The 24,395-nt window shown below is 44.2% G+C and carries 21 protein-coding genes; 5 read left to right on the forward strand and 16 right to left on the reverse strand.

What is annotated here, in order from left to right; genetic code table 11:
- Nucleotides 1-77: 77 nt before the first annotated feature.
- The gene (locus AB6D93_RS20715; RefSeq protein ID WP_017080271.1) at nt 78-1,748 is read left to right on the forward strand and encodes a sensor histidine kinase; all 1,671 of its coding nucleotides are present in this window, start codon (nt 78-80) and stop codon (nt 1,746-1,748) included.
- 105 nt (nt 1,749-1,853) lie between these two features.
- Nucleotides 1,854-2,585 (forward strand): two-component system response regulator BtsR, encoded by a 732-nt coding sequence (btsR, locus tag AB6D93_RS20720; protein WP_017070063.1) that lies wholly within the window; start codon nt 1,854-1,856, stop codon nt 2,583-2,585.
- A gap of 139 nt (nt 2,586-2,724) precedes the next feature.
- Here the strand turns inward: btsR and ispH are convergent, their stop codons facing one another.
- From ispH to murJ, 6 genes are all read right to left on the reverse strand, one after another.
- Nucleotides 2,725-3,681: a 4-hydroxy-3-methylbut-2-enyl diphosphate reductase gene (ispH, locus tag AB6D93_RS20725; protein WP_102332792.1), complete on the reverse strand. Its 957-nt coding sequence runs from the start codon at nt 3,679-3,681 to the stop codon at nt 2,725-2,727.
- Nucleotides 3,682-3,837: 156 nt separating this feature from the next.
- The gene (gene fkpB / locus AB6D93_RS20730; RefSeq protein ID WP_102332782.1) at nt 3,838-4,269 is read right to left on the reverse strand and encodes an FKBP-type peptidyl-prolyl cis-trans isomerase; all 432 of its coding nucleotides are present in this window, start codon (nt 4,267-4,269) and stop codon (nt 3,838-3,840) included.
- A gap of 149 nt (nt 4,270-4,418) precedes the next feature.
- Nucleotides 4,419-4,919: a signal peptidase II gene (gene lspA, locus AB6D93_RS20735; protein WP_004739521.1), complete on the reverse strand. Its 501-nt coding sequence runs from the start codon at nt 4,917-4,919 to the stop codon at nt 4,419-4,421.
- 157 nt (nt 4,920-5,076) lie between these two features.
- Nucleotides 5,077-7,953, reverse strand: a complete 2,877-nt coding sequence (gene ileS, locus AB6D93_RS20740; protein WP_017059344.1) for an isoleucine--tRNA ligase — start codon at nt 7,951-7,953, stop codon at nt 5,077-5,079.
- A gap of 63 nt (nt 7,954-8,016) precedes the next feature.
- The gene (gene ribF, locus AB6D93_RS20745; protein WP_017062867.1) at nt 8,017-8,952 is read right to left on the reverse strand and encodes a bifunctional riboflavin kinase/FAD synthetase; all 936 of its coding nucleotides are present in this window, start codon (nt 8,950-8,952) and stop codon (nt 8,017-8,019) included.
- 70 nt (nt 8,953-9,022) lie between these two features.
- A complete protein-coding gene (murJ, locus tag AB6D93_RS20750) occupies nt 9,023-10,585 on the reverse strand; it encodes a murein biosynthesis integral membrane protein MurJ (RefSeq protein WP_032545655.1) in 1,563 nt (520 codons plus the stop codon).
- A 251-nt stretch (nt 10,586-10,836) separates the two neighbouring features.
- Between murJ and rpsT the strand changes: the two genes are divergently transcribed.
- Nucleotides 10,837-11,097 (forward strand): 30S ribosomal protein S20, encoded by a 261-nt coding sequence (gene rpsT / locus AB6D93_RS20755; RefSeq protein WP_004739529.1) that lies wholly within the window; start codon nt 10,837-10,839, stop codon nt 11,095-11,097.
- A 277-nt stretch (nt 11,098-11,374) separates the two neighbouring features.
- Here the strand turns inward: rpsT and AB6D93_RS20760 are convergent, their stop codons facing one another.
- Together AB6D93_RS20760 and nhaR are read right to left on the reverse strand one after the other, a co-directional pair.
- A complete protein-coding gene (locus AB6D93_RS20760; RefSeq protein ID WP_004735028.1) occupies nt 11,375-11,668 on the reverse strand; it encodes a metalloregulator ArsR/SmtB family transcription factor in 294 nt (97 codons plus the stop codon).
- 100 nt (nt 11,669-11,768) lie between these two features.
- A complete protein-coding gene (gene nhaR, locus AB6D93_RS20765; RefSeq protein ID WP_017059341.1) occupies nt 11,769-12,659 on the reverse strand; it encodes a transcriptional activator NhaR in 891 nt (296 codons plus the stop codon).
- Nucleotides 12,660-13,048: 389 nt separating this feature from the next.
- Between nhaR and AB6D93_RS20770 the strand changes: the two genes are divergently transcribed.
- On the forward strand, nt 13,049-14,194 hold the full coding sequence (locus AB6D93_RS20770; RefSeq protein ID WP_017059340.1) for a Na/Pi symporter: 1,146 nt from the start codon (nt 13,049-13,051) through the stop codon (nt 14,192-14,194).
- 555 nt (nt 14,195-14,749) lie between these two features.
- Here the strand turns inward: AB6D93_RS20770 and AB6D93_RS20775 are convergent.
- From AB6D93_RS20775 to rppH, 5 genes are read right to left on the reverse strand one after another with little or no spacing between them, the layout of a single operon-like run.
- Nucleotides 14,750-15,601: a thymidylate synthase gene (locus AB6D93_RS20775; RefSeq protein WP_017059339.1), complete on the reverse strand. Its 852-nt coding sequence runs from the start codon at nt 15,599-15,601 to the stop codon at nt 14,750-14,752.
- Between the two features lie 9 nt (nt 15,602-15,610).
- Nucleotides 15,611-16,432 carry a prolipoprotein diacylglyceryl transferase gene (gene lgt, locus AB6D93_RS20780; protein WP_017059338.1) on the reverse strand — a complete coding sequence of 274 codons (822 nt, stop codon included), beginning with the start codon at nt 16,430-16,432 and terminating at the stop codon, nt 15,611-15,613.
- 57 nt (nt 16,433-16,489) lie between these two features.
- The gene (locus AB6D93_RS20785; protein ID WP_017059337.1) at nt 16,490-17,281 is read right to left on the reverse strand and encodes a sulfite exporter TauE/SafE family protein; all 792 of its coding nucleotides are present in this window, start codon (nt 17,279-17,281) and stop codon (nt 16,490-16,492) included.
- A gap of 8 nt (nt 17,282-17,289) precedes the next feature.
- Entirely contained in the window at nt 17,290-19,539 is a 2,250-nt protein-coding gene (gene ptsP / locus AB6D93_RS20790; RefSeq protein ID WP_017059336.1) for a phosphoenolpyruvate--protein phosphotransferase, read from the reverse strand.
- A 2-nt stretch (nt 19,540-19,541) separates the two neighbouring features.
- Nucleotides 19,542-20,060, reverse strand: coding sequence for an RNA pyrophosphohydrolase (rppH, locus tag AB6D93_RS20795; protein WP_017059335.1), 519 nt, complete (start codon nt 20,058-20,060; stop codon nt 19,542-19,544).
- Nucleotides 20,061-20,676: 616 nt separating this feature from the next.
- Here rppH and mutH point away from each other — a divergent pair.
- Nucleotides 20,677-21,342, forward strand: a complete 666-nt coding sequence (gene mutH / locus AB6D93_RS20800) for a DNA mismatch repair endonuclease MutH (protein WP_102332791.1) — start codon at nt 20,677-20,679, stop codon at nt 21,340-21,342.
- Nucleotides 21,343-21,410: 68 nt separating this feature from the next.
- On the opposite strand, the gene AB6D93_RS20805 is transcribed toward mutH, so the two are convergent.
- The 3 genes from AB6D93_RS20805 to vpsR all read right to left on the reverse strand — a co-directional run bounded on the left by AB6D93_RS20805 (nt 21,411) and on the right by vpsR (nt 24,165).
- Complete coding sequence (locus tag AB6D93_RS20805) at nt 21,411-21,722, reverse strand: DUF6482 family protein (RefSeq protein WP_004735016.1); 312 nt, start codon at nt 21,720-21,722, stop codon at nt 21,411-21,413.
- A 214-nt stretch (nt 21,723-21,936) separates the two neighbouring features.
- Nucleotides 21,937-22,188, reverse strand: a complete 252-nt coding sequence (locus AB6D93_RS20810; RefSeq protein WP_004735015.1) for a hypothetical protein — start codon at nt 22,186-22,188, stop codon at nt 21,937-21,939.
- A 642-nt stretch (nt 22,189-22,830) separates the two neighbouring features.
- The gene (vpsR, locus tag AB6D93_RS20815; protein ID WP_017062873.1) at nt 22,831-24,165 is read right to left on the reverse strand and encodes a cyclic-di-GMP-binding transcriptional regulator VpsR; all 1,335 of its coding nucleotides are present in this window, start codon (nt 24,163-24,165) and stop codon (nt 22,831-22,833) included.
- Nucleotides 24,166-24,395: the final 230 nt, after the last annotated feature.

Consider the following 24,395-nt stretch of genomic DNA (forward strand, 5'->3'; position numbering starts at 1 on the left):
CCTACGAAAACACAAGCAAAGCTACCGTTACCAAGCAATGAGCTTTACACTTAACAAGCGTCTCAATAGGTGAAAATATGGAACTCATTCTCTCTCTGCTGCAACAAACCTGCGTCTACTTAGTGATTGCTTACATGCTGAGTAAAACCCCACTGATTCTCCCTTTGTTGAGCATCTCATCTCGCTTAAGCCATAAGATCAGCTGCTACGTTCTGTTTTCCCTGTTCTGCATTATGGGTACCTATTTCGGACTGCAGATCAATGATGCCATCGCCAACACGCGTGCGATGGGTGCGGTAATGGGAGGTCTGTTTGGCGGCCCTGTCGTTGGCTTTGCCGTCGGCTTTACTGGTGGAATTCACCGTTACTCATTAGGCGGCTTCACAGACTTGGCTTGTGCGATTTCAACCACAGCAGAAGGCTTGATTGGCGGCCTGTTACACGTTTATCTCGTGAGAAAGAACAAAGCCAGCCAACTGTTTAATCCGTTAGTGGTTTTCTCGGTAACCCTGTTTGCAGAGATCATTCAGATGCTGATTCTGCTGGCGGTCGCAAAACCCTTCGAACAATCCTATGCTCTGGTCTCCGATATTGCGGCGCCAATGATCATCGCTAACTCGGTCGGTGCAGCACTGTTCATGAGCATCATCCAAGACAGAAAAACCATCTTCGAAAAGTACTCGGCTACCTTCTCACGCCGCGCACTGACCATTGCCGAACGTTCGGTGGGTATTTTGCATGGTGGGTTCAATTCCGATAACGCACAAAAAATCGTACGTATCGTTTATGAAGAGACCAACGTAGGGGCGGTAGCGATTACCGACCGAGAGAAAATCCTCGCGTTCGTTGGTATTGGTGATGAACACCATATTCCGAACACCCCGATTTCATCGCAAAGCACGCTCACTTCGATGGAACAGAACGACATCATCTACCTTGATGGCAAAGAGAACCCATACCAATGCTCCTTGTCGCAGGATTGTAAATTGGGTTCTGCGTTGATTATTCCATTGCGCGCGGGTAACGAAGTGGTCGGCACCATCAAGCTCTATGAGCCAAAGCTGAAACTATTCTCAACTATCAATATGTCGATGGGTGAAGGTATCGCTCAACTATTATCGAGCCAGATCCTATTTAGCAACTACCAGCAGCAGCAAACGCTACTGACACAAGCAGAAATCAAACTGCTGCACGCTCAAGTGAACCCGCACTTCTTGTTCAATGCGCTTAATACTATCAGCGCAGTAACACGTCGTGACCCAGATAAAGCTCGAGAGTTGATTCAACACCTGTCTCACTTCTTTAGAAGCAACCTAAAGCAGAACATTAACACCGTGAAGCTCAAAGACGAACTGGCACACGTCAACGCTTACCTGACCATAGAGAAAGCACGCTTTACCGATCGACTAGAAGTGGAATGGGATATCGACCCGCAGTTATATGAATCTCAATTGCCGAGCTTTACCCTGCAACCGCTGGTAGAAAACGCCATCAAACATGGGATATCTAATATGTTGGAAGGCGGTAAAGTAAAGATCTCTAGCGAGGCTTTCGAGGGTGGGTTCAAGTTAACCGTTGAAGACAATGCAGGTAATTATCAGAAGCCATCTCAAGATCATGTAGGATTAGGGATGGAAATTGTTGATAAACGACTCACTAATTTCTTTGGACAAGATTCAGCACTAAAAATAGAATCTCAACCACAGCAATTTACTCGAATGAGCTTTATCATACCTATACTCAAATAATGGTATTTTCGGAGACGGATCGCTCCGAGTTGAAACATTTAGAAGCAGACATTTAAAAGATAAGCGTGAACCAAGCAGGGATAGAACCAAGATGAAGATTGTAGGATGTTAAAGGCACTAGTTATCGATGATGAGCTTTTTGCTCGCGAAGAGCTGATTGAGCTGCTGACCGAAACCGGAGAAGTGGAAATCATAGGCCAAGCGAGTAACGCGATCGAAGGACTGAAACAGATCAACCTACTCAAGCCTGATGTCGTGTATTTGGATATCCAAATGCCGCAGGTTACTGGGATTGAGCTGTTAAGCATGCTTGACCCAGATACCATGCCCTACGTGGTATTCGTCACCGCCTACGACCAATATGCGATTCAAGCCTTTGAAGATAACGCTTTTGATTACCTACTTAAGCCAGTCGAGCCTTGTCGATTAAACAAGAGCGTTTGTCGCCTGAATAAGGTCATCAAACAAAATCAGAAAGCACCAGAACAGAACATCTCAGCGATTGCTCCCTGTCACTTAGAGCAAATCCCATGTATTGGTCATAACCGCATTGTGATCATGGCAAGCCAAACGGTAGAGTGCGCCTATTCCGATATCAGTGGTGTGCATGTTCGTAGCTCATCGCAAACCGCAACCTCACAGTTAACACTAAAGATCTTGGAAGAAAAGACCGATTTGATCCGCTGTCATCGACAGTATTTGATCAACATAAAATCGATCCAAGAGATCAAACTGCTAGAAAATGGATTAGCAGAGATCATTACCCTGACTGGCTTTGAAGTCCCGGTGAGTCGTCGTTATTTAAAGACTTTAAAAGAGCAACTCGGTCTCCAGTAACGCGTTAGAATTAGACGCCTTGTTCCAAAGCACGATCAAAAAAGCCAACGTATCAACGTTGGCTTCCTGCTGTTTACAAATCAATAGTGTTTGCAAATCGATAGTGTTACGCATCGATCTTGTCACCAATCAATAGAGATTAGTCGACTTGCTTAATCTGTAGCTCTTTTGGTACTTCAAAGAACATGTTCTCTTCACGACCTTGAATCTCTTCAACGTCAGTCGCACCTAGCTCACGAATACGATCTAGAATTTGGTTTACCAGCTCTTCAGGAGCAGAAGCACCGGCTGTTACACCGATTTTCTTTTTCCCTTCAACCCACTCGGTTTGAATGTCTTCAGGACAGTCAGTTAGGTAGCCTGGTGTGCCTAGTTTCTCAGCTAGCTCTTTTAGACGAGTTGAATTCGATGAGTTCTTAGAACCAACCACTATCACCACATCAACGTCATTCGCCATCTCACGCACAGCGTCTTGACGGTTTTGAGTCGCGTAACAGATGTCGTCTTTACGTGGGCCTTGAATCTCAGGGAACACTCGACGTAGCTCTTCAATCACATCTGCAGTTTCATCTACTGATAGCGTAGTTTGGCTAACATAGTGCAGGTTACTTGGATCATTCACCACGAGGTTCTGTACGTCCTCTGGTCTTTCAACCAAGTACATACCACCAGTTTGGCTCGCGTACTGACCCATAGTGCCTTCCACTTCAGGGTGACCTACGTGGCCAATCAGTACCACTTCCATATGTTTGCGGCTCGCACGAGCAACCTCCATATGAACTTTAGTCACCAAAGGACACGTCGCATCAAATACCGTTAACTCACGCTCTTTCGCTTCTTTACGAACCGCTTGAGAAACACCGTGAGCCGAAAAGATCACGATGTTGTCGTCTGGCACCTCACTCAGTTCTTCGACAAAAATAGCACCACGCTGCTTGAGCCCCTCAACAACAAAGCGGTTGTGTACCACTTCATGGCGAACATAGATCGGTGGCTGATACATTTCGAGTGCACGCTCTACGATGCTGATCGCACGATCGACACCGGCACAAAAGCCACGAGGGTTAGCTAACATTATTTTCATTTCATTGCTCATCATTTACCGCGGTACTAAGGTTGCTTCTATAGAGTTCGCCGTCAGCGAGGTTCGCATTCTACAGTGAAGCGTCTAGACAGTGAAGCTCTGGGTGAGATCACAGCTGTAAGGCTATCTTATTCTAGCGTGAAGACAGCTATTCTAACGTTAAGAGAGTTATTCTACCGTTAAGATATTGACGTCAAAGCTAACGTCTTGACCAGCGAGTGGGTGATTAAAATCAACCGTCACTGAATCACCTGCGATCTCAGTAATAATACCTGGAATTTCAATACCGTCAGGACCTGAAAATGCCATGATAGTGCCCACTTCAACTTCAGAGTCGCCAACAAACTTAGCACGATCCATATAGTGAATATGATCTGGGTTTGGCATACCAAACGCGTCTTCCGCCTTCAGTTCGATAGACTTTTCAGTGCCGGCTTCAAGTCCAAGTAAGCACGCTTCAAAGTTCTCACTTAGGCTGCCATCACCCATGACGAACTTCGCTGGTTTGCCCATGTTCTCCGTACTATCGGCAACTGAACCATCCTTCATTTTAATCGTAAAATGTAGAGTTACTGCTGAATCATTTTTAATTGCTGCCACGTTACTTTCCTTAGACTTCTTTATTATTTGAGGATGCGCTGTGCTTTGCTTCCTTGTTGACTGAAGCATAAAAAAAAGCGCCGTCGGAATCAACCGACAGCGCTTAGGGCTATTCTATTCTGTGAGTCATAGACTGACTTTGAAGCAAGCTATTTGCTTTCGTCTTTCTTACGGAAACCATCTAAGATGATCATCGCAGCACCGATACAGATTCCCATATCCGCTAAGTTAAATGCAGGCCAGTGGTAAGTGCCCCAGTAGAAGTCTAAGTAATCGACAACAAAGCCATGTACGACTCGGTCAAACACATTACCTACTGCACCACCAATGATGATCGCATAAGCAATGTTATTCCACTTCTCTGTTGCTGGTAGTTTGCTCATCCAGTACGTCAGCATACCTGTTACCGCAAATGCGATACCCGTAAATAACCAACGCTGCCAACCACTTTGATCACTCAAGAAGCTAAACGCTGCACCGTAGTTATGCACGTACAAAAAGTTAAAGAATGGCAGCACCTCAATACGGTTTGCCCAACCATAACCCATATTGTCCATGACAAAGAGTTTAATGCCGATATCAGCCAAGAAGACCAATAGAGCCAGCCATAACCAACGTACACCAGATTGTTTTAACGAAACTTCACTCATTTCTATTCCTAGTATTTACGAAGTTGGTATTCATTGTTAGTCACCTTACGTGACCTTGATTACCAACTTGGTTAAACACATTTCCTATAACTAAAAATAACCCCAGTTGATACTGGGGCTATGATTTTTACAAAAAGTTCAGTCTTTCTCTGAGTCGTTATGCGAACTTACGCACTTCGCCTTCACCGTCGATGTTCGACACACAACGACCACAAACTTTCTCGTGACCTTCGATAGTGCCTACATCTGGAGTGTGGTGCCAGCAACGGTCACACTTCTCAGCTTCAGTAGCCGCAACTTCAACGAATAGACCAGCAACGTCTGTCGCTTGCGCTGCATCAGACTTCTCGCTCAGTGGCTTAACAACAGCTGCAGAGGTGATAAGTACGAAACGTAGCTCATCTTCTAGCTTGTTGATTTTAGCCGCTAGTGCATCGTCAGCGTATAGAGTAACTTCAGCTTGCAGTGCACCACCGATCGTTTTCTCTTTACGAGCATCTTCAAGAAGCTTGTTCACTGCGCCACGAACAGACTGGATTTCAGTCCAGAATTCGTTGCTTAGCTCTTCGCCTTCTGCAAGACCAAATAGACCTTCGAACCACTCACCTGTGAATACGAACGTGTCGCGCTGCTCTCCAGTTGGTAAAGAGCTTGGCATTTCGTTCCAAATTTCATCTGCAGTGAACGACATGATAGGTGCCATCCAACGAACTAGAGCTTCTACGATGTAGTAAAGCGCCGTTTGACAGCTACGTTGAGCATGGCTGCCCTGCTTCGCTGTGTACTGACGGTCTTTGATTACGTCTAGGTAGAAAGAACCCATTTCGATAGAACAGAACTGCATTAGACGTTGAGTCACACCGTGAGTGTTGTACTCGCCGTATGCTTTAACAATCTCTTCTTGTGCAGCTTGAGCACGGCCAACAGCCCAGCGATCAAGTGCAACCATCTCTTCAGCAGGAACTAGGTCAGTTTCAGGGTTGAAACCGTTCAAGTTCGCTAGGAAGAAACGAGCCGTGTTACGAATACGACGGTAAGCATCCGCTGAACGCTTCAGGATTTCATCAGAAACCGCAACTTCACCCGTGTAGTCTGTAGAAGCAACCCATAGACGCAGGATATCTGCACCTAGCTTGTTGGTTACGTCTTTAGGAGCAACAACGTTACCGATAGATTTAGACATCTTACGGCCGTTACCATCCACTACGAAACCGTGCGTTAGTACTTGCTTGTACGGTGCTTCGTCTTTCATCGCGATAGATGAAATTAGAGAAGACTGGAACCAACCACGGTGTTGGTCTGAACCTTCAAGGTAAAGATCAGCACTGTGAGTGCGCTCTTCGTTCGGGAAGTTGTACTCTTCACGAGAATCAACAACAGAGAAGTGCGTAACACCTGAGTCGAACCATACGTCTAGCGTATCCATTACTTTTTCGTACTTATCAGCGTCTTCTGCGCCCATAAGTTCAGCAGCGTCTACATCCCACCAAGCTTGAATGCCTTTCTCTTCAACTAGCTTCGCAACTTTTTCAATAAGCGCTGGGCTTTCTGGGTGAAGTTCTGCTGTTTCTTTATGAACAAACAAAGCAATTGGCACACCCCAAGTACGTTGACGAGAGATACACCACTCAGGACGACCTTCAACCATGCCTTCGATACGGCTTTGACCCCATTCAGGCAACCACTCAACACTCTTGATTGACTCTAGTGCTTTAGCACGTAGGCCAGCTTGATCCATAGAGATGAACCATTGTGGTGTTGCGCGGAAGATGATTGGAGTTTTGTGTCTCCAACAGTGTGGGTAGCTGTGCTCGTAAGCGTGGTGATGCAGAAGTGCACCTTTCTCTTTTAGAACTTCTAAAACAGAGTCGTTCGCTTTGAATACGTGCTGACCAGCAAATAGCTCTGTATCTGGCAGGTAAACGCCGTTAGAACCAACTGGGTTAGCGATTTCTAGGTTGTACTTTTTACCAACCACGAAATCTTCTTGACCGTGACCAGGCGCAGTGTGAACCACACCAGTACCTGAATCTGTTGTTACGTGATCGCCAAGAACTGCAGGAACAGTAAAGTCGTAGAACGGGTGGTTGAACTGAGAAAGCTCAAGATCAGCACCTGTAGCAAAACCAAGGTTGTGGAAGTGCTCGATACCTGCACGATCCATTACGTCTTTTGCTAGTTCAGAAGCAACAACGATACGTTGAGCAGGCTGGTCGCCATTCGCTTCAACTTGGATAAGCACGTATTCAAGATCATCACGTAGACATACTGCGCGGTTAGCGGGCAGAGTCCATGGTGTTGTTGTCCAGATAACGATAGAAATTTCGCCTTGACCCGCATGACCTTCAGCTAGAGTAAATTTCTCTAGAAGCGCCGCTTCGTCAGCTGCTGTAAATTTCACATCGATAGATGGAGAAACTTTATCTTTGTATTCAACTTCAGCTTCAGCCAGAGCAGAACCACAATCAGTACACCAGTGAACGGGTTTGAAACCTTTAAGAAGGTGACCTTTGTCTGCGATTTTGCCAAGAGAACGAATGATGTTCGCTTCTGTGCCAAAATCCATAGTGCGATAAGGTTTGTCCCACTCGCCCATGATGCCAAGACGTTTGAAGCTCTCTTTCTGACCTTCAACTTGACCCGCAGCGTACTTTCGACACTCTTCGCGGAATTCAGCCGCCGAAATCTTCTGACCAGGCTTACCTTTCTTCTTCTCAACCATTAGCTCGATTGGAAGACCGTGACAGTCCCAACCAGGGATGTACGGTGCATCAAAACCAGAAAGGGTCTTAGATTTGATAATAATGTCTTTAAGAATCTTATTCAGCGCGTGGCCAATGTGAATATCGCCGTTCGCGTATGGAGGGCCATCATGCAGTACGAAAGATTTTTTACCTTTCTTTGCCTTACGGATTTCGCCGTAAAGATCTTCTTTGTACCAACGCTTCAGCATTTCTGGCTCACGATTTGCCAGATTGCCGCGCATTGGGAACCCTGTTTCTGGTAAGTTCAGGGTATCTTTATAATCACTCATCGATTCTTAATTCCGTTATATTGGGCGAAGTTAGACATTATGTTAATCGGTGGAATCATCCGATTAATTCTTTAGCTGAAGCAGCCACACCCTTGCGGCTTCAGCATCCAATTCTATTTGATTCTTTAGTGCGTCGAACGATTCAAATTTTATCTCGTCGCGCAGTTTGTGCAAAAGTCGTACTTCTAACTGTTTACCATATAAATTGGCTTTAAAGTCAAAAAAATGCACTTCCAATTGCTGCCTTACCCCATTAACTGTTGGTCGTTGTCCAATATTAGCAACGCCACCGACAGGAACACCGTCGATATCCAAAGCTTCAACAACATACACTCCCGATACAGGAGAAACACAACGCTTTAATGGAATATTAGCGGTAGGGAAACCGATAGTTCTCCCTAGTTTTCGACCATGGGACACTCGACCACTAATACTGTAATCACGTCCTAACATGGTAGCACTTGCAGCCAAGTCATCGACCGCTAATGCATTTCGTATCTCAGTACTGCTTACTCGTAATTGGTTTAAGCAATAGCTTTGGGTGCTGACCACCTCAAAACCGTACTTCTCGCCCGCCTCTTTGAGCATAGCGAAATTACCGGTACGACCTTTACCAAAGCAAAAATCGTCACCAACCACCAAGAACTTCACACCAAGCTTATCAACCAAAAGATCCTTAATGAATGCTTCCGCGGATAAACTTGCAAAATACTGATTAAAATTAACACACAATAAGCGACTGATATCTAGCTTACTCAGTTGCACGTATTTGTCTCGTAAACGAGTTAAACGTGCTGGCGCTCTATCTCGGGCAAACAGCTCCATAGGCTGCGGTTCAAACGTCATAACAACAGAAGGTAGCCCTAATGCTGCAGCTTGTTTAGAAACCTGACTCAAAACCTCTTGATGTCCTAAATGAACACCATCGAAGTTACCTATGGTTAATACACAGCCATGATGCTGCGCTTTAATATTGTGTATACCTCGGATCAGTTCCATTATGATCAGCTAAAACCTGTTATTTGCATCATTTATTGTGTGAAACCGACGGATTATATACTAATCAGTATTAATCTGTCGCTGCTTTTAAATGTTTTACTCGGATACCTAAAATCAGTACCGAAACAATATAAACAAAGCCACCAAGTCCAATCAAGCCAGTTAATGTCAGCGCTCTCTGGCTAAAGCTCCATTCAAGCCAATGTTGCATATTATCCAGCTGCCATAAAATAGCCGCTACCATCACCACACCTGAGATAATTAATTTGGCACTGAACAACAAGGTTGTCTTAGTTAATTGATACACACCCGCAAGGTGCAATCCTCGATATAACAAGGCCATATTCACAAAGGCAGACAGTGCCGTCGCAATCGCCAAACCCACATAGCCATAAAAATAAGCAAAGATCGCGTTAAACACCATATTGGTCACCATAGCGATAATGCCGTACTTAACCGGTGTTTTGGTATCTTGGCGAGAGTAATAGCCCGGAGCTAAAACTTTAATCAGCATGAAATTAAGCAAGCCTGATGCGTAAGCTACCAATGACATCGATGCTTGCTGTACATCGTGTGGAGAGAACTCACCACGCATAAATAGCACCATCAACATGGGTTTAGCTAAAACGATAAGACCTAACATCGCAGGAATACCAAGCAGCAACACCATGCGCACGCCCCAATCCATGGTATGCGCGAACCCTTCCCCTTGAGCATCTACGTGTTTACGAGACAAAGCAGGAAGAATCACAGTCGCAATCGCGATACCGAATAAACCGAGAGGAAATTCAAGCAGTCGGTCTGAGTAGTACAACCAACTGATAGAGCCTGTTGCGAGGAAGCTGGCAATAAAGGTATCAAACAATAAGTTGATTTGGCTGACCGATACACCGAACAGAGCAGGGATCATTAATGTGCGGATCTTAACCACACCCGGGTCTCTCCATCCCCACTTCGGCTTAACCAACACACCCGCTTTGATCAAGAAAGGCATTTGGAAAAGGAATTGGACTAAGCCACCAAGAAACACACCAATAGCCAAACCAATTTCTGGTTGTTCTAAATTAGGTGAGATAAACCATGCAGCGCCTATGATCATCACGTTCAAGAACACAGGAGTAAAAGAAGAGACCGCAAATTTACCTAATGTATTAAGAATGGCACCAGATAAAGCGACGAAGGTGATAAACCATAAATAAGGAAAGGTAATCTTGAGCATAAAGCTCGCTAGCTCAAATTTGGGTGCTGATGGGCCATCATTTAGCCAGTCGATAAACCAACCCGCACCAAACATCGCGGTGATCACGCCAGAGCCCAATACCCCGATGACGGTGACAATAGAAACTAAAACCCCGAGCGTCCCCGACACCTTAGCAATTAAATCTCGTGTCTTATCTTTATCACCTGCGGCGTGATATTCCGTTAATACAGGAACAAACGCTTGAGAAAACGCACCTTCTGCAAAAAGTCGACGTAAGAAATTAGGAATTTTATTAGCGAAGAAAAATACGTCGGCACTCGCTCCTGCCCCCATCAAATTTGCTACTACTACATCACGTACTAGCCCCAATACACGGGAAACAAAAGTCATTGCGCTGACAATCAGGCCTGACTTTAATAGTCGTTTACTCACAGAAACCTCTGACACTGGTTGATTACTTTCAAGCGAGGATAAATACTATCCTGTCCTAAGAAGCATATTTATTAGCATTGGTCTAAAAATGCTGTTAGAATCCCCGCCATCTTAACCGCGATGACCTTTCCATACCAAAGTTTGTTTGGCTACGATTGGTTTTTGCACAAATCATTTGACAATTAAGCGCTAATGAGGGATAGTCCTCGCCCTTAAATTGTCACCGAACTAAGTTTTTGGGAGTTAGACCCTTGGCAAACAGTAAATCTGCTAAGAAGCGCGCTATCCAAGCTGAGAAACGTCGCCAGCACAATGCTAGCCGTCGTTCTATGATGCGCACTTACATGAAAAAGACTATCGCAGCTATCGCAGCTGGTGATAAAGAAGCTGCAACTGCTGCTCTTGTAGAAGTTACACCACTTCTTGACCGTATGGCGACTAAAGGCCTTATTCATAAGAATAAAGCTGCACGTCATAAGTCTCGTTTCGCTGCTGCAATCAAAGCTCTTTAATAGAAATTTGATTACAACGCAAAACGAAAAAAACCGGCCTAGGCCGGTTTTTTTATATCTAAATTTTGAGTAACGCTTTTATTTTACGTGCTAACAGCCGTTTTTCTGACCGATAAACAATTTAAGCAGATAGATAAAACAAACAATCAGAAAAATAAATAGAGAAGCAAATTGGTACGTAGATAGATAGGTAAACACTAACGTTCAATGTGAAATGCTAACACTTCCTTGTGTCATTCTATCGCTGATAAGAAATCCCCCTCCCACCAGCAATAAGCTACTTGCAGTAAATACCATGCAGTAGGTTAATCATCGCTTTTACTTCTTCACTACTCAATGTGTAATACACAGTTTGAGCTTCTTTGCGAGTTTCGACCAAACCATCTCTTCTCAACCAAGCAAGATGTTGAGATAAAGCAGACTGACTCAGTTCCAACTTGCCACACAACTCCCCAACCGACAGTTCAGTGCCATGTAATAGGCACAAAATCTGTAAGCGACGCTCGTTAGCCATGGCTTTGAGTAGAATCACAGCTTGTGCTGAGTTCTTCTCCATCTCTTTTAAGTTCATAGTTTGGCTCCCTACAACCTTTACGCCAACTACGGGCTATCAGTATTTCCGGCATATTGCGGAGTTATGATAATCGATATCAATTCATTAACAAACTATCTCACTCGAACAATTTGCTAAAATCTGCGTCACATACGTTTTTTACTGCTGGATGTTGGATCATCCTCTCAGCAAATATGACGTAGTACTCCTCTTTTAACTCTTCAATACCGCCTAATAGTTGCAGTGATGTGTCGTCTTCCACTTCAGACATATAAATCGTCGGTGCTAAAAATATTACGTCATGATGGTAACGAGCAAAAGCCTTCATCAATGCGGCATCATCAAACTCACCTAAAATATCTGGCTTAAGCCCTTGTCTATCAAACCATTGCAGCACTTTACGACCCATTGAGGTTCGGCTGCCAGGGATCAAAAGCTTTCTTTGCTCCAATACAGCAGGGAAATTAACCCCTTCAACCTGACCTGAACTAAAAAAGCTCATTCCACTCTCACCCAGCTTTTTACTGAACAGGCCCGGGCTTTGACTAGAGTCCACCGGACAGTCAGACAAAATCATATCGAGCTTATGTTGAGAGAGTTGCTCAAGTAGCATTTCATGGGTCGATTCAAAACAGCGCAAGTGAATGCTGTTATCTGGAGGGATGGTCGACATCAGTATCTTACTGACGAGTCTTTTAGAGAGCGCATCCGCGACGCCAACATCAAACAGAATATTGGAGTGTTGGCTGTAATTCACGATGTCCAGCATCTCGTAACTCAGGCCAAACATACGATCGGCATATTTAAAGACCAGTTGCCCAAGCTCTGTAGGCTCAACACTTCGGCCATTACGCTTGGTCAACTTACCATCCATGCGTTCTTCTAAGGCTTTTATCTGCCCCGTTACCGTTTGTGGTGTTAGGAATAGGGCTTCTGCAGCTTTAGTAACAGAGCCTTGCTTGCAAACCATCCAGAAGTAATACAGATGGTTGTAGTTGAGATGCGACATAGATGTGCCGTAATAAAAGAGTAGATACCCTTTTATATCAAATATGACACCGCCACTCAACAAACTCGGAAAAACCTAACCAAACATAGATTTACCACTTATTTTTTCGAAGTGTCTGATTTCATAATGTAATATTTCATCGATTATTTTCAATTTTTTTCTAACTTTTAAGATCTATATCACCTATAGAATTTCCATTAAAAAACAATTTAAAACAACAACTTAAAACAACCACATTAGCAATTGGAATATTTAAAGAGTAAATCATCACAAAAAAGTCGCACCTAAACCAAAATGTAATATTACTGAAATATTTCCCCTCTAACATCACGCTCAGATTAAACAAACAGACCAAACACAGACTTAAACGGTCCAATGGAGAAAACATTATGAACCAAGCTACTACTGCAGCAGCGCCTATCTCGAGCACTACTCGTTGGCTACGCTGGGCTAACTTGGCATTCATGCTTTACCTACTATTACTTTCAGTTTCAATGGTTGGTACAGGCTTCAAATGGGCAACAGGCGAGCAAGCAAAGGTTCTTTTCGAATTTGCTTCACACCCAGTTGCAGGCTTAATGATTGGTTTAGTAGCAACAGCGCTTATTCAATCATCAAGTACAGTTACTTCAATTATCGTTGGCCTTGTGGCAGGTGGTTTACCTGTTGAGCTAGCAATTCCTATGATCATGGGTGCTAACATTGGTACTACGGTAACCAATACTCTAGTTAGCCTTGGTCACGTTCGTTGTAAAGAAGAGTTCAAACGTGCATTCGCAAGTGCGACAATCCACGACTTCTTTAACCTATTAGCCGTTGCTATCTTCCTACCACTAGAGATGGCGTTTGGAATTCTAGAGAAAATTTCTCACTGGTTAGTATCACCGATGCTAGCAACAGGTGATATGAGCATGGGTGGTCTTAACTTCATCAAGCCAATCACTAAGCCTGTTGTAAGTGCGATTAAAGAACCACTATCAACGTTTGGCGACACTGTTGGCGGCATCATGCTTATCGCTCTAGGTATCGCAACTATCTTCGTAGCTATTACTGTAATGGGTAAGCTGATGAAGAGCCTAATGGTTGGTCGTGCTCGTGAGATTCTAAAGAACGCAATCGGTCGTGGTCCAATCCACGGTATCGCTTCTGGCTCTATCGTGACTATCCTTGTTCAGTCTTCTTCTACGACAACAAGCTTGATGGTTCCACTAGTAGGTTCAGGTGTTCTTAAAGTACGTGACGTTTACCCATTCACTCTGGGTGCAAACATCGGTACATGTATTACGGCTCTACTTGCAGCTACAGCAGTGTCTGGTGAGTTCGCAGTATTCGCACTACAAATTGCTCTAGTACACTTGGTGTTCAACATCATGTCAACGGTATTCATCTTCGGTATCCCGTTCCTACGTGAACTTCCAGTTAAAGCGGCAGACATGATTTCAGACATGGCTGTGAAGAACAAAGCTGTAGTGGCTGGTTACCTTGTTGCGGTATTCCTTGTACTGCCTGGTAGCGTGTTAGCTCTTACCGCTTAATAGCAAAATAAACATCGCTTATAGCAAAGCCCGCTACCTCCTAGGTTGCGGGCTTTTTCTTTTTAAGAGCAGATACGGGATTCGGGTAAACGAGTAACGAAGAGCTAAAATCAAATTCGAGATATGAGTAAGCTTGTGACAAGAGCTGAAACTGATACGATATAAGAGTAAATCGGTAAGGTAAGCATTACTCACCAAAGAAGTCCGTTCTAGCTCTTCGTATCCCGCATCTCGTTTACCCGCATCTATATATTTCCGTCATTCCCTACAGCGAGGAACGAGCGTGATAGGGAATCCCACAAACACACCACGAAAGAGACTCCCAACTCCTTCCTTCGTCAGTCTAGGGAATGATGAATCGAAAAAAGATTCGAGATGCGTGTAAGCGAGTATCGAAGAGAAAGAGCCAATGCGCGTTGAGAGTATACGAGTAACATAAAGCATCACACAGCATATGATTTCTCTGCTCTTCGAATCTCGATTACTCGTCACTGTAACTTAGATACAAAAAAGGCTGCACAGAGGCAGCCTTTCAATCAAACAAAGCGAGTGAGATTAAACCGAGAATGGGTACTTAATCGCTTCGTGGCATTCGTAACCTTCAACCCAGAAGTCATCCATCGTTACCCATGTTTCCAAATCTTCTAGAGACTTAATCTGAGGATTGATATGGAATGTTGGGCCAGCTAACGGCTCACGCTTTAACTGGATATCACGCATAGGTGCAAGTTGATCTTCGTAAATATGAGCATTTACTAGCTTATGGTAAGCCACGCCAGCTTTCTTACCCGTGATTTGCGCCATGATAGCTAGGAAGACATACACTTGAACCATGTTGAAGTTCAGGCCTAGGGGTACATCGCAAGAGCGCTGAGTGCTGTTTAGGTACAGAGTATCACCAAGTAGTGAGAAGTGATGGCTGTACATACACGGACGCAAACATCCCATGTGGAACTCACCTGGGTTGTAGAAGTTTAAGATCTCGCCGCGGTCATCAATACCGTTAGTTAGATCATCAACAATCTTCTTCAGTTGGTCGATATGACCGCCGTCAGGTTTTGCCCATGCACGTCCTTGAACGCCATAAACACGGCCCATGTCATCTTCACCCTTGCGGTAAGGGTTATTCAGCCATGCTTCATTCAGGTTAGAATTCGCATCCCAAGTTTTAGTCCCTAGCTTACGAAAATCTTCAGCATTGTCGTAACCACGGATATAGCCAAGCAGCTCAGCAACTGCGGCTTTCCAAAAACTCTTACGCGTTGTTACCAGTGGGAATTGGTTATTACCAACATCATATTCAAGGTCAGCATTGATCACGGTTAGGCAACGCTTGCCCGTGCGTTCATTTTCAATCCAAGTACCGTCATCAACGATACGCTGACAGAGATCTAAATACTGTTTCACACCAATTCCTTACTTCGTTTGTTGTGGTAATTCGTCTTTGTAGTGACCACGCTTGTATGCCCACACCATCATCAGCACACCGATGATAACCATTGGCAGTGACAAAATTTGTCCCATAGAGATAAATCCACCGAACAAACCTAGGTGAGCATCAGGTTCACGTACGTATTCTACTAAGAAGCGGAATGTACCATATCCAGCTAGGAATAACCCTGATACAGAACCAAGAGGACGCGGCTTTTTGATAAACCAGTTCAAGATGAAGAACAGCACGATACCTTCAAGCGCCATCTCGTAAAGTTGAGATGGGTGACGAGGAAGTGGACCACCGTTAGGGAACACAATCGCCCATGGCACATCAGTCACACGGCCCCAAAGCTCGCTGTTCATGAAGTTACCTAGACGGCCCATACCTAAACCAAATGGGACGAGTGGTGCAATCATGTCTGCCACGCCAAAGAAGGTGCGACCATTCTTTTTCGCATACCAGAACATTGCGGTGATAACACCCAGCAAGCCACCGTGGAAAGACATACCGCCAGTCCATACCTTAAATAGGTACAGTGGGTCTGCTAGGAAAAGGTCAAAGTTGTAGAAAAGTACGTAGCCAATACGACCACCCAACACCACACCTAGAAAGCCAGCAAACAGTAAGTCTGATACTTGCTCTCGAGTCCAACCACTACCCGGTTGATCAGCTCGGCGATTTGCTAACCAAAGAGCAAACATAAAACCGACAAGGTACATTAGGCCGTACCAACGAACTGAGATTGGTCCTAGTTCAATAAGAACAGGATCGATATTTGGGAATTCGATAAAACCCTGAGACATACTTGGCTCTCTATCTAAATTAATTAACGGTTAGCTCAATGACTAACAGAAAAGACACTACAGCAGCATTGTGGCTGCTATAAACATTAAAAATACCGCAAAGAATTTCTTCAGCACAGGGGTTGGCAATTGAGTGGCCAGTTTCGCACCCACTCGAGTGGTCAAAACTGAGGTACAAGATATCGCGATCAAAGCCGGTAGATAAACATAACCCAAGCTATACGCAGGAAGATCATCGACAGAAGATCCATGCCAAATGAAACCTAGCATTCCCGAAATCGCGATAACACAACCGCATACCGAAGATGAGCCGACGGCTTTACGCATTTCCACACCGTGATGGTTAAGGAAAGGTACCGATAAAGACCCACCGCCAATGCCCGCTAAGCTTGATACCAAACCAATCCCGCCGCCACACAACACGGTTTTAGCTGAACCCGGCATCGATTTTTGGCTCTTGGAGCGAATCGACAATAGCATTTGCAACGCCAACACCAAAACAATCACACCAAAGACTTTTGGTAAGTATTGAGCTGGAATTACATCGGCCACGAAAGAGCCGAGGAAGCCACCTATCACCACACCTGGCATCAACCATTTAACGACAAACATCTCTACGTTACCCAACTTTAGATGGTTAATCGCAGACGATCCCGACGTAACGATGATGGTTGATAGCGAAGTAGCCAATGCCATTTGCATCGCAAACTCTTGGGGGATACCCGCTTTAGGAAGCAAAAACAGTAAGGCAGGAACAACCAGCAAACCACCACCAATGCCTAGCAAGCCTGCTAAAACACCAACAATAGCACCAAGGCCCGCTAACAAGCCTATCAGTTCATATGACACGTTAAATCCTATTTTTTACCTGCTCGAATGAAGCCTGTAAATTCACGCTCTTCGAAATAGTTCAGCATCATACTATAGATGTCACTACCATACGGTTTTGAAAGTGCCTTATTTGCCAAATCCTGTAATTCAGCCAAGTTCGATTGACGAATCAAATATTTGGTTCTTGCGACATTCGAGGTATTCATACTTAACGTCTCATACCCCAATCCAATCAATAGCAGCGCGCCCATCGGGTCACCGGCTAACTCGCCACAAATACAAACAGGTAATTGATATTGCTTACAAGTATCATGAATTTGTTTTAATGCCATGATCACCGCAGGGTGCATTGATTCATAGACATCGGATACTCGTGAATTGTTCCGATCAACCGCTAATAAATATTGGGTTAAGTCGTTGGTACCGACTGAAACAAAGTCGACCTTATGCGCAATCAGCGGCAGTATGTACAGCATGGATGGCACTTCAATCATGATACCAACGCGAGGCATACGCACTCGGTTATCAAGCTCATGCACTTCATCATACGCTTGTTCAATCAACTGTAGCGCGTCATCCAACTCCTGTGCACCAGAGATCATCGGCAGCAAAATACTCAAGTTATGGCTTTCACAGCTCGCACGTAGCATGGCACGTAACTGAATAATAAAGATGTCAGGATGATCGAGCGTAAACCGAATACCACGCCAACCAAGGAATGGATTGTCCTCTTCGATAGGAAAATACGGTAAGGCCTTATCACCACCGATATCGAGTGTACGCATCACCACTTGTTTCTCTGGGTAGCTTGCCAGTACAGAACGATACTGCTTGAATTGTTCATCCTCTGACGGGAATCTTTGCTGCAACAAGAAAGAAATTTCAGTTCGATACAGCCCTACGCCATCAACGCCTTGGTTGATAGCGATGTTAGTGTCTGCACTTAAACCCGCATTAAGCAGAATCTCGACTTGCTTGTTGTCTTGCGTTTTTGCCGGTAGGTACAGCTCGCGATTGACCATAGAGGAGAGCTCACTCTCTTCTAGAATCAGCCCTCGATACTCTTTGAGCAGGCTTTTAGTCGGCTCAATAAAGATCTCACCGCTATACCCATCAACAATCGCTCGCTTGCCATTAGCTTGAGCTAGGTTGAGGTTTACCCCCATGACGGAAGGTATGCCAAGCGCTCGAGATAAAATCGCTGCGTGCGAGTTCGCCGCCCCTTCCAAGGAAATCACCGCTAAGAGCTTTTCTTTGGGAATAGACGCTAATACCGAAGCGGTTAACTCACGAACCACTAGGATAATCGGCTTATCTAACGTGCGAAGTTCATGTTCAGAGTTGTGGAGGAAATAGAGCAGCCTTTGTCCGAGCTCTCGGATGTCTTGTGCTCTCTCACGAAGATACACGTCCGACATACGAGCAAAGCGATTAGAATAACTCTCTACAACCTGTCTTAGTGCCCAATCGGCTTTATCGCCTTTCTGGATTTGGCTTTTTAGATCCTTACGCAGCATAGGATCGTTGAGTAAGTGAGTAAACAGGTCAAAGATCGCCAACGCATCTTTATTGATTTCGCTATCTAAGCGCTTTCGCATGCGCTTAAAGTCATTGAGGGCGTTTTCAACCGCTACCGCCAACAACTCATGCTCTCTCTCTATATTGAGCGTCGAAGCAGGATAAACATCGGTGAGTTCAGGCTGAGTGTTGTCCCACCATAAGTCACCAATCGCCACGCCCGATGAAGCTGCAATACCTTTAGTAGCCGGTAGCTTCTGTTGCTCTAACAGCCAATGGCCTTGAGTTTGGGCGTGCGCCACAATAACGGCAAGTTGTGCAGAGAGCGTGACAAGGAAGGATTCTTCCATCTCACTAAATAAACGTGGGGTCTTCTGTTGAATGACCAATACACCGAGCACTTGCTTGCGGTGGATAATCGGAGTACCGAGAAAAGAGTGATAGACGTTTTCTCCAAGCTCTGGAAAAAACTTATAAGCAGGGTGAGCAGACGCTTGTGCAAGGTTGATAGGTTCAGCACTTCTTTTAACAAGGCCAACCAGACCTTCGTCAAAACCAATGTGAATGCTATTGCCTTTGAAGATCAGGCCTTGAGTTGCCATCAACTCAAGGCGCTGCATATCATTATTTGCCAAATACACGGTGCAACATTCCGTCTGCATCGCACTGCATGTCTCTTTAACCAAAATATCAAGAGCCGTCGACACATCTTCAACTCTTGATACGTGTTCAACTATTTCCCTTAGTTGACTGAGCATGCTTAACCTCTACGCAATTTGCGCTTTCCTTTTATTTTTCGCTCTTTAAACGGCATTGCTAAAGATGCGAACTCTTTCATCGCTCGACGGTAAACATCTCGCTTGAAAGAAACAACTTGTCGAACTGGGTACCAGTAACTCACCCAACGCCAACCATCAAACTCAGGTGTACTTCCACGCTGCATATTGATATGCGATTCATCGCAATCTAAGCGCAAAAGGAACCACTTCTGTTTTTGTCCAATACAGACAGGTTTAGAATCCCACCGAACCAGTCGTTTGGGTAGCTTGTAGCGTAACCAATGACGACTTGTCGCGACGATCTTTACATCCTTTTTAGTAAGGCCAACCTCTTCATACAACTCGCGGTACATTGCCTGTTCCGGAGTCTCACCTTCATCTATTCCCCCTTGAGGGAATTGCCATGAATGTTGCCCGTATCGTTTAGCCCAGAAGACCTGACCATGGTTGTTACAGATTACAATACCAACATTTAATCGGTAACCATCGCCATCTATCACTGGCCAACCTCTATCTAAATTTTTAATTACTCTGATTTTTCCACATATCCCCAATCGGAGCAAACTTAGTGACGTGATAAGCGCTATATTTATGAATAATAACTAGGAATATGGATAAGTTTTGCTCAAATTCTAGTTACCCACACAATAGTGAGACATAGACCACATTTATTCACCTTTTCTGTGAATAACTATGTGAAGAATTACCCGCAATCGTTTTTTTTAATCCATAGATTCATCAACACCAAAAACAACAAATCAGTCAAAATAATTTTATTATTATATAAATCAGTAAATTAAAATAACATTCTAGTTTTAAAAAACATTAGAAATGTAAAAGATCTTTCAGAAACCTGACATGGTTAAAGATCAACCACTCCGATGTTTATCCACACTACTAAGTGAAAGATTCATTTTGAACCCCATTTGGCAAGCATTTTATCCACCATAAACCCCTGTTTATTTATCCACTAAATTAATATTTCAATTAATTACCTTTATGTCCTGTGGATAACCCTGAGTTTGATCCCTTTTCTCGCAAGGAGATCATTTCTTAACCAGTCGTCATTTGGTGATAACTTCTGATAAAATCATTTTTTTGATCATGCCTTTTATTATGAAACCAGAACCACAAACACAACAAGAGCTGTTAGAGCGCGCGTATGCCATCGCCGGAATGACCTTTAAAGAGCTCGCTGACGAAGCTGAGATGGTGATGCCAAACGACCTTAAGCGTGATAAAGGCTGGGTTGGGCAGCTATTGGAATGGCACTTGGGTGCACCTGCAGGCAGTAAGCCAGAACAAGATTTTGCCAAGCTCGGTATCGAGCTAAAAAGCATTCCGATTAGCTACTCTGGCAAGCCACTCGAAACCACCTTTGTGTGTGTTGCTCCTTTGATGGGTGTGCAAGGCATAACTTGGGAAACCAGCCACGTTCGAAACAAGCTGTCTAAGGTGTTGTGGATCCCTGTCGAGGGAGAAAGAGAGATCCCGCTAGCAGAGAGGCATGTAGGATCCCCTTTGCTATGGACACCAAGCGAGGCTGAAAACGAGCTTCTAAAAAGGGATTGGGAAGAACTGATGGAATTGATCGTGTTAGGCAATGTTGAACAAATAACAGCAAGGCACGGTGAAGCGCTGCATCTACGACCAAAAGCCGCCAACAGCCGAGTGTTAACGGAAGCCTACGGTGCAAGTGGAAAGCCCATCAAGACTAAACCGCGTGGTTTTTACCTAAGAACTCAATTCACCCACAAATTGCTGACGACACACTACGCATAGGTCGCTTAACGCACTTCAAAGATAGGATGATCAGTGTGTTATCAACCGTCGGTAGTAAGAAACGAGTTCTAATGAGGTTTGAGCGCCAGTTCAATATCACAGTAGCTTTGGCTTGGCTCATTACCAAACTCATCATAGGCGTTGTGTAAGCGAAGATACGCCTTTTCAAAGCCGAGCCGGAGTAACTCTTCTTTCACTTGATCCAAGGATCCAAAGTGAAGCGGCTCACCGTCTTGCTTTACCGGTTCTAGCTTGTGTTTATATTCCACTGCTAATAGATATTCCGAGATATCGGAACAGCCAATAACGTATACCTTTGGTGTTTGATACGAGTCTTTGTGCTCTCCATGTAACCACATGTCTAATTGATGCTTTTGCATAGCCAGCCTCCCTTGCTCTATAAAGCGTAGTAGAACTCTTTTTCTTTACTAGATAACGACTTAAAAAAGCACACATAACGGCTTAAAAAAGCAAAAAAGAGAAGCAAGTGCTTCTCTTTTTTGGCCAGTTCTAGTTCAAAAGCTTGCACTTCCGACGCCACAACTATCGCTGATATTTATCTTAAGGGGTGAAAGGCGCTATCACCCCACAAGATTACGTCGGTATTCGCGCGCTTAAGACTCGACGAAGGTGACGAACTCGACGTTCAATCGTAACGACTTCAGGTTCAGAAAAACCAATTGGTCGACCATCGGCTTCAAGGCCAATATCTCTCAATAAATGAGTATTGTTCCATGGTAGATCGTATGAACTACGACGAACTTTTCGTTGCCATTCACGTTCTTCACGACGAAGGTCTGCACGGATAAGGACTGTTGCTAGTTTTAAGTATACTGAGTGACGCATAATAACTCTCCAGTTGTAAAATAAACTGAGGAAAAATAGCGTGTTAAATAGTATGAGGGCTTCTCACTTAGCTGCTATTTTTCCGCAGCCAAATAAGGGTACGGATCTATTAGTTAGGTTTATCTTGGGTGTTTCGATCGGCCATGGCTGATGTTTGTGACATAACAGTCACCATGTCAGTACACGGATCAAACGACGCGCAAATATGCTGTATAAAATCGAAATGTTTCATTTGCGCCTCCAAACTAACTAAAAAATCCAAAAAGAAATGAGATAATAAAAGCAAATAAGTCTTTGTTAAACCATTGCTTTCACGGTTAAAGTCTAACCAAGTGAGTATATTATTCAACCGATAATTGATTAACAATTTCAAAACAAATGATTCACCCAAAATATTAGTTGCATATTACTTTATATATAACATATTCACTATGATTATATAAAATCACAGAACATCTCTCTTAAAGACCGAGCCTCTAATAGCTCAATCTATCAACCTGTAAATCTGTCAATCTGTCAATCTGTCAATCTGTCAGCAGTCAACGATCAACGAGAAGTTGCAGCAATGGATATAAAAAAACCACGCATCATGCGTGGCTCTTAGATTGACACTAACGGGATAGAATCAATGAATAGAGAGCTCTAAACAACACCTTCAGAAATCAGGCTATGTTTGTTCAGCAATCGGTACATGGTTGCACGCGAAACTCCAAGCTCCTTAGCGGCCAACGATACTTGACCACCATAAGATTCCAGAACAATCAGCAACGCATCTCGCTCTGAACGCTCACGGATACTTTTGAGACTGCGGCGCTCATCATTCTGTTTTGGTAAATCCAGTTGGTGATCCTCAATGATCACAGCATCAGACATCAACACAACACGCTTAATCTGATTCATCAGCTCACGCACATTTCCAGGCCAATGGTATCGATTCATCGAACGGATAGCATCGTCTGAGAAGCTCTTCGCTTGAGCATTAAACTCTTTCGAGTACTCACGCAGAAAATGATTCGCCAGTACTGAAATATCGCTCACACGTTCTTTTAAGCTTGGAACATGAATACGCAGAACATTGATATAGTGATAAAGCTCTTCATTGAAGTCGCCCTCGATCAACGCCTTCTCGATATCAGAGGAGTTCGCGGCCAGAATACGCACATCGACAGATTTAGGTCCATTCGCAGTTTCAATCTTACCTTCTTGTAGAAAGCGCAACAGGTTCAGTTGTTGATTGCGTGGCATCGCTAAAACATCATTAAGCAAGATGGTTCCGCCATCGGCTTCTTCCAACATACAAGGCGCAGTCGCTGACTGTGCTGATATGCCAAACACCTCGGCCTCTATTCTCATTTCAGACAAGGCACGACAGTTAACCGTTAAAAATGGTTTCTGTGCTCGCGACGAATTTTGATGAATCGAGCGTGCAATCGTCTCTTTACCAGCCCCACTCTCGCCATAAATCAAGATACTGACATCAGTCGGCCCAATACGCTTTACTTGGTCTCTCAAGCGCTTCACGGCCACAGAATCGCCTAGCAGTCCCATGTTGTTATTGATGCCGTAGTTTGGCCATACCTTCTGCTCAAGCTTAAGCATACCCAGTTGGTGACCAATGGTACTCAGCAATTGAGCATCTGGGATTGGTGCCGTGAAAAAGTCGATACAGAAGTTGACGATAAACTGGCAGATCGTATCAGAGCTTAATTGAGATTCACGGATAAAGGCGAGCCATCTCACCTGCTTGTTATTGCTCACAAGGTTAGCAATACCGTTGAGACTGAACTCATCATGACTAAGATCGACAATACCAATACATGGGCCAATATCAGCAATCAAGGCATCGGCTTTTCGTAAATCTGCACACTGGGTACACTGCCAACCCACTTGTTCTAACACTGATAACCAGGGTTCGTACGCACCACCAACGACGATAAGAGAACCTGGTAAGGAATCCATCTTAAATTGAGTTCCCATCCTTCTTCCTTATTCTATTTTTATTTAAATCAGACTAATACGAGTCACTGCTTCATCGTTCGACAAAATGCCGCGAGAGCGTATTCAGCGCAGAGACGTATAGTAGTGAGACTATCTTAGATTTTATGTCTCAATAGTAAGACTATGTCAGAAATAACGATTTTTCGAATCAAGAGTGCGGTACAGACTAGGTTTTGAAGCCCCAAAACAGAAAAAGCCACTCTTCAGTG

Source organism: Vibrio sp. 10N.247.310.23 (assembly GCF_041467155.1).
Taxonomy (GTDB): domain Bacteria; phylum Pseudomonadota; class Gammaproteobacteria; order Enterobacterales; family Vibrionaceae; genus Vibrio; species Vibrio crassostreae_C.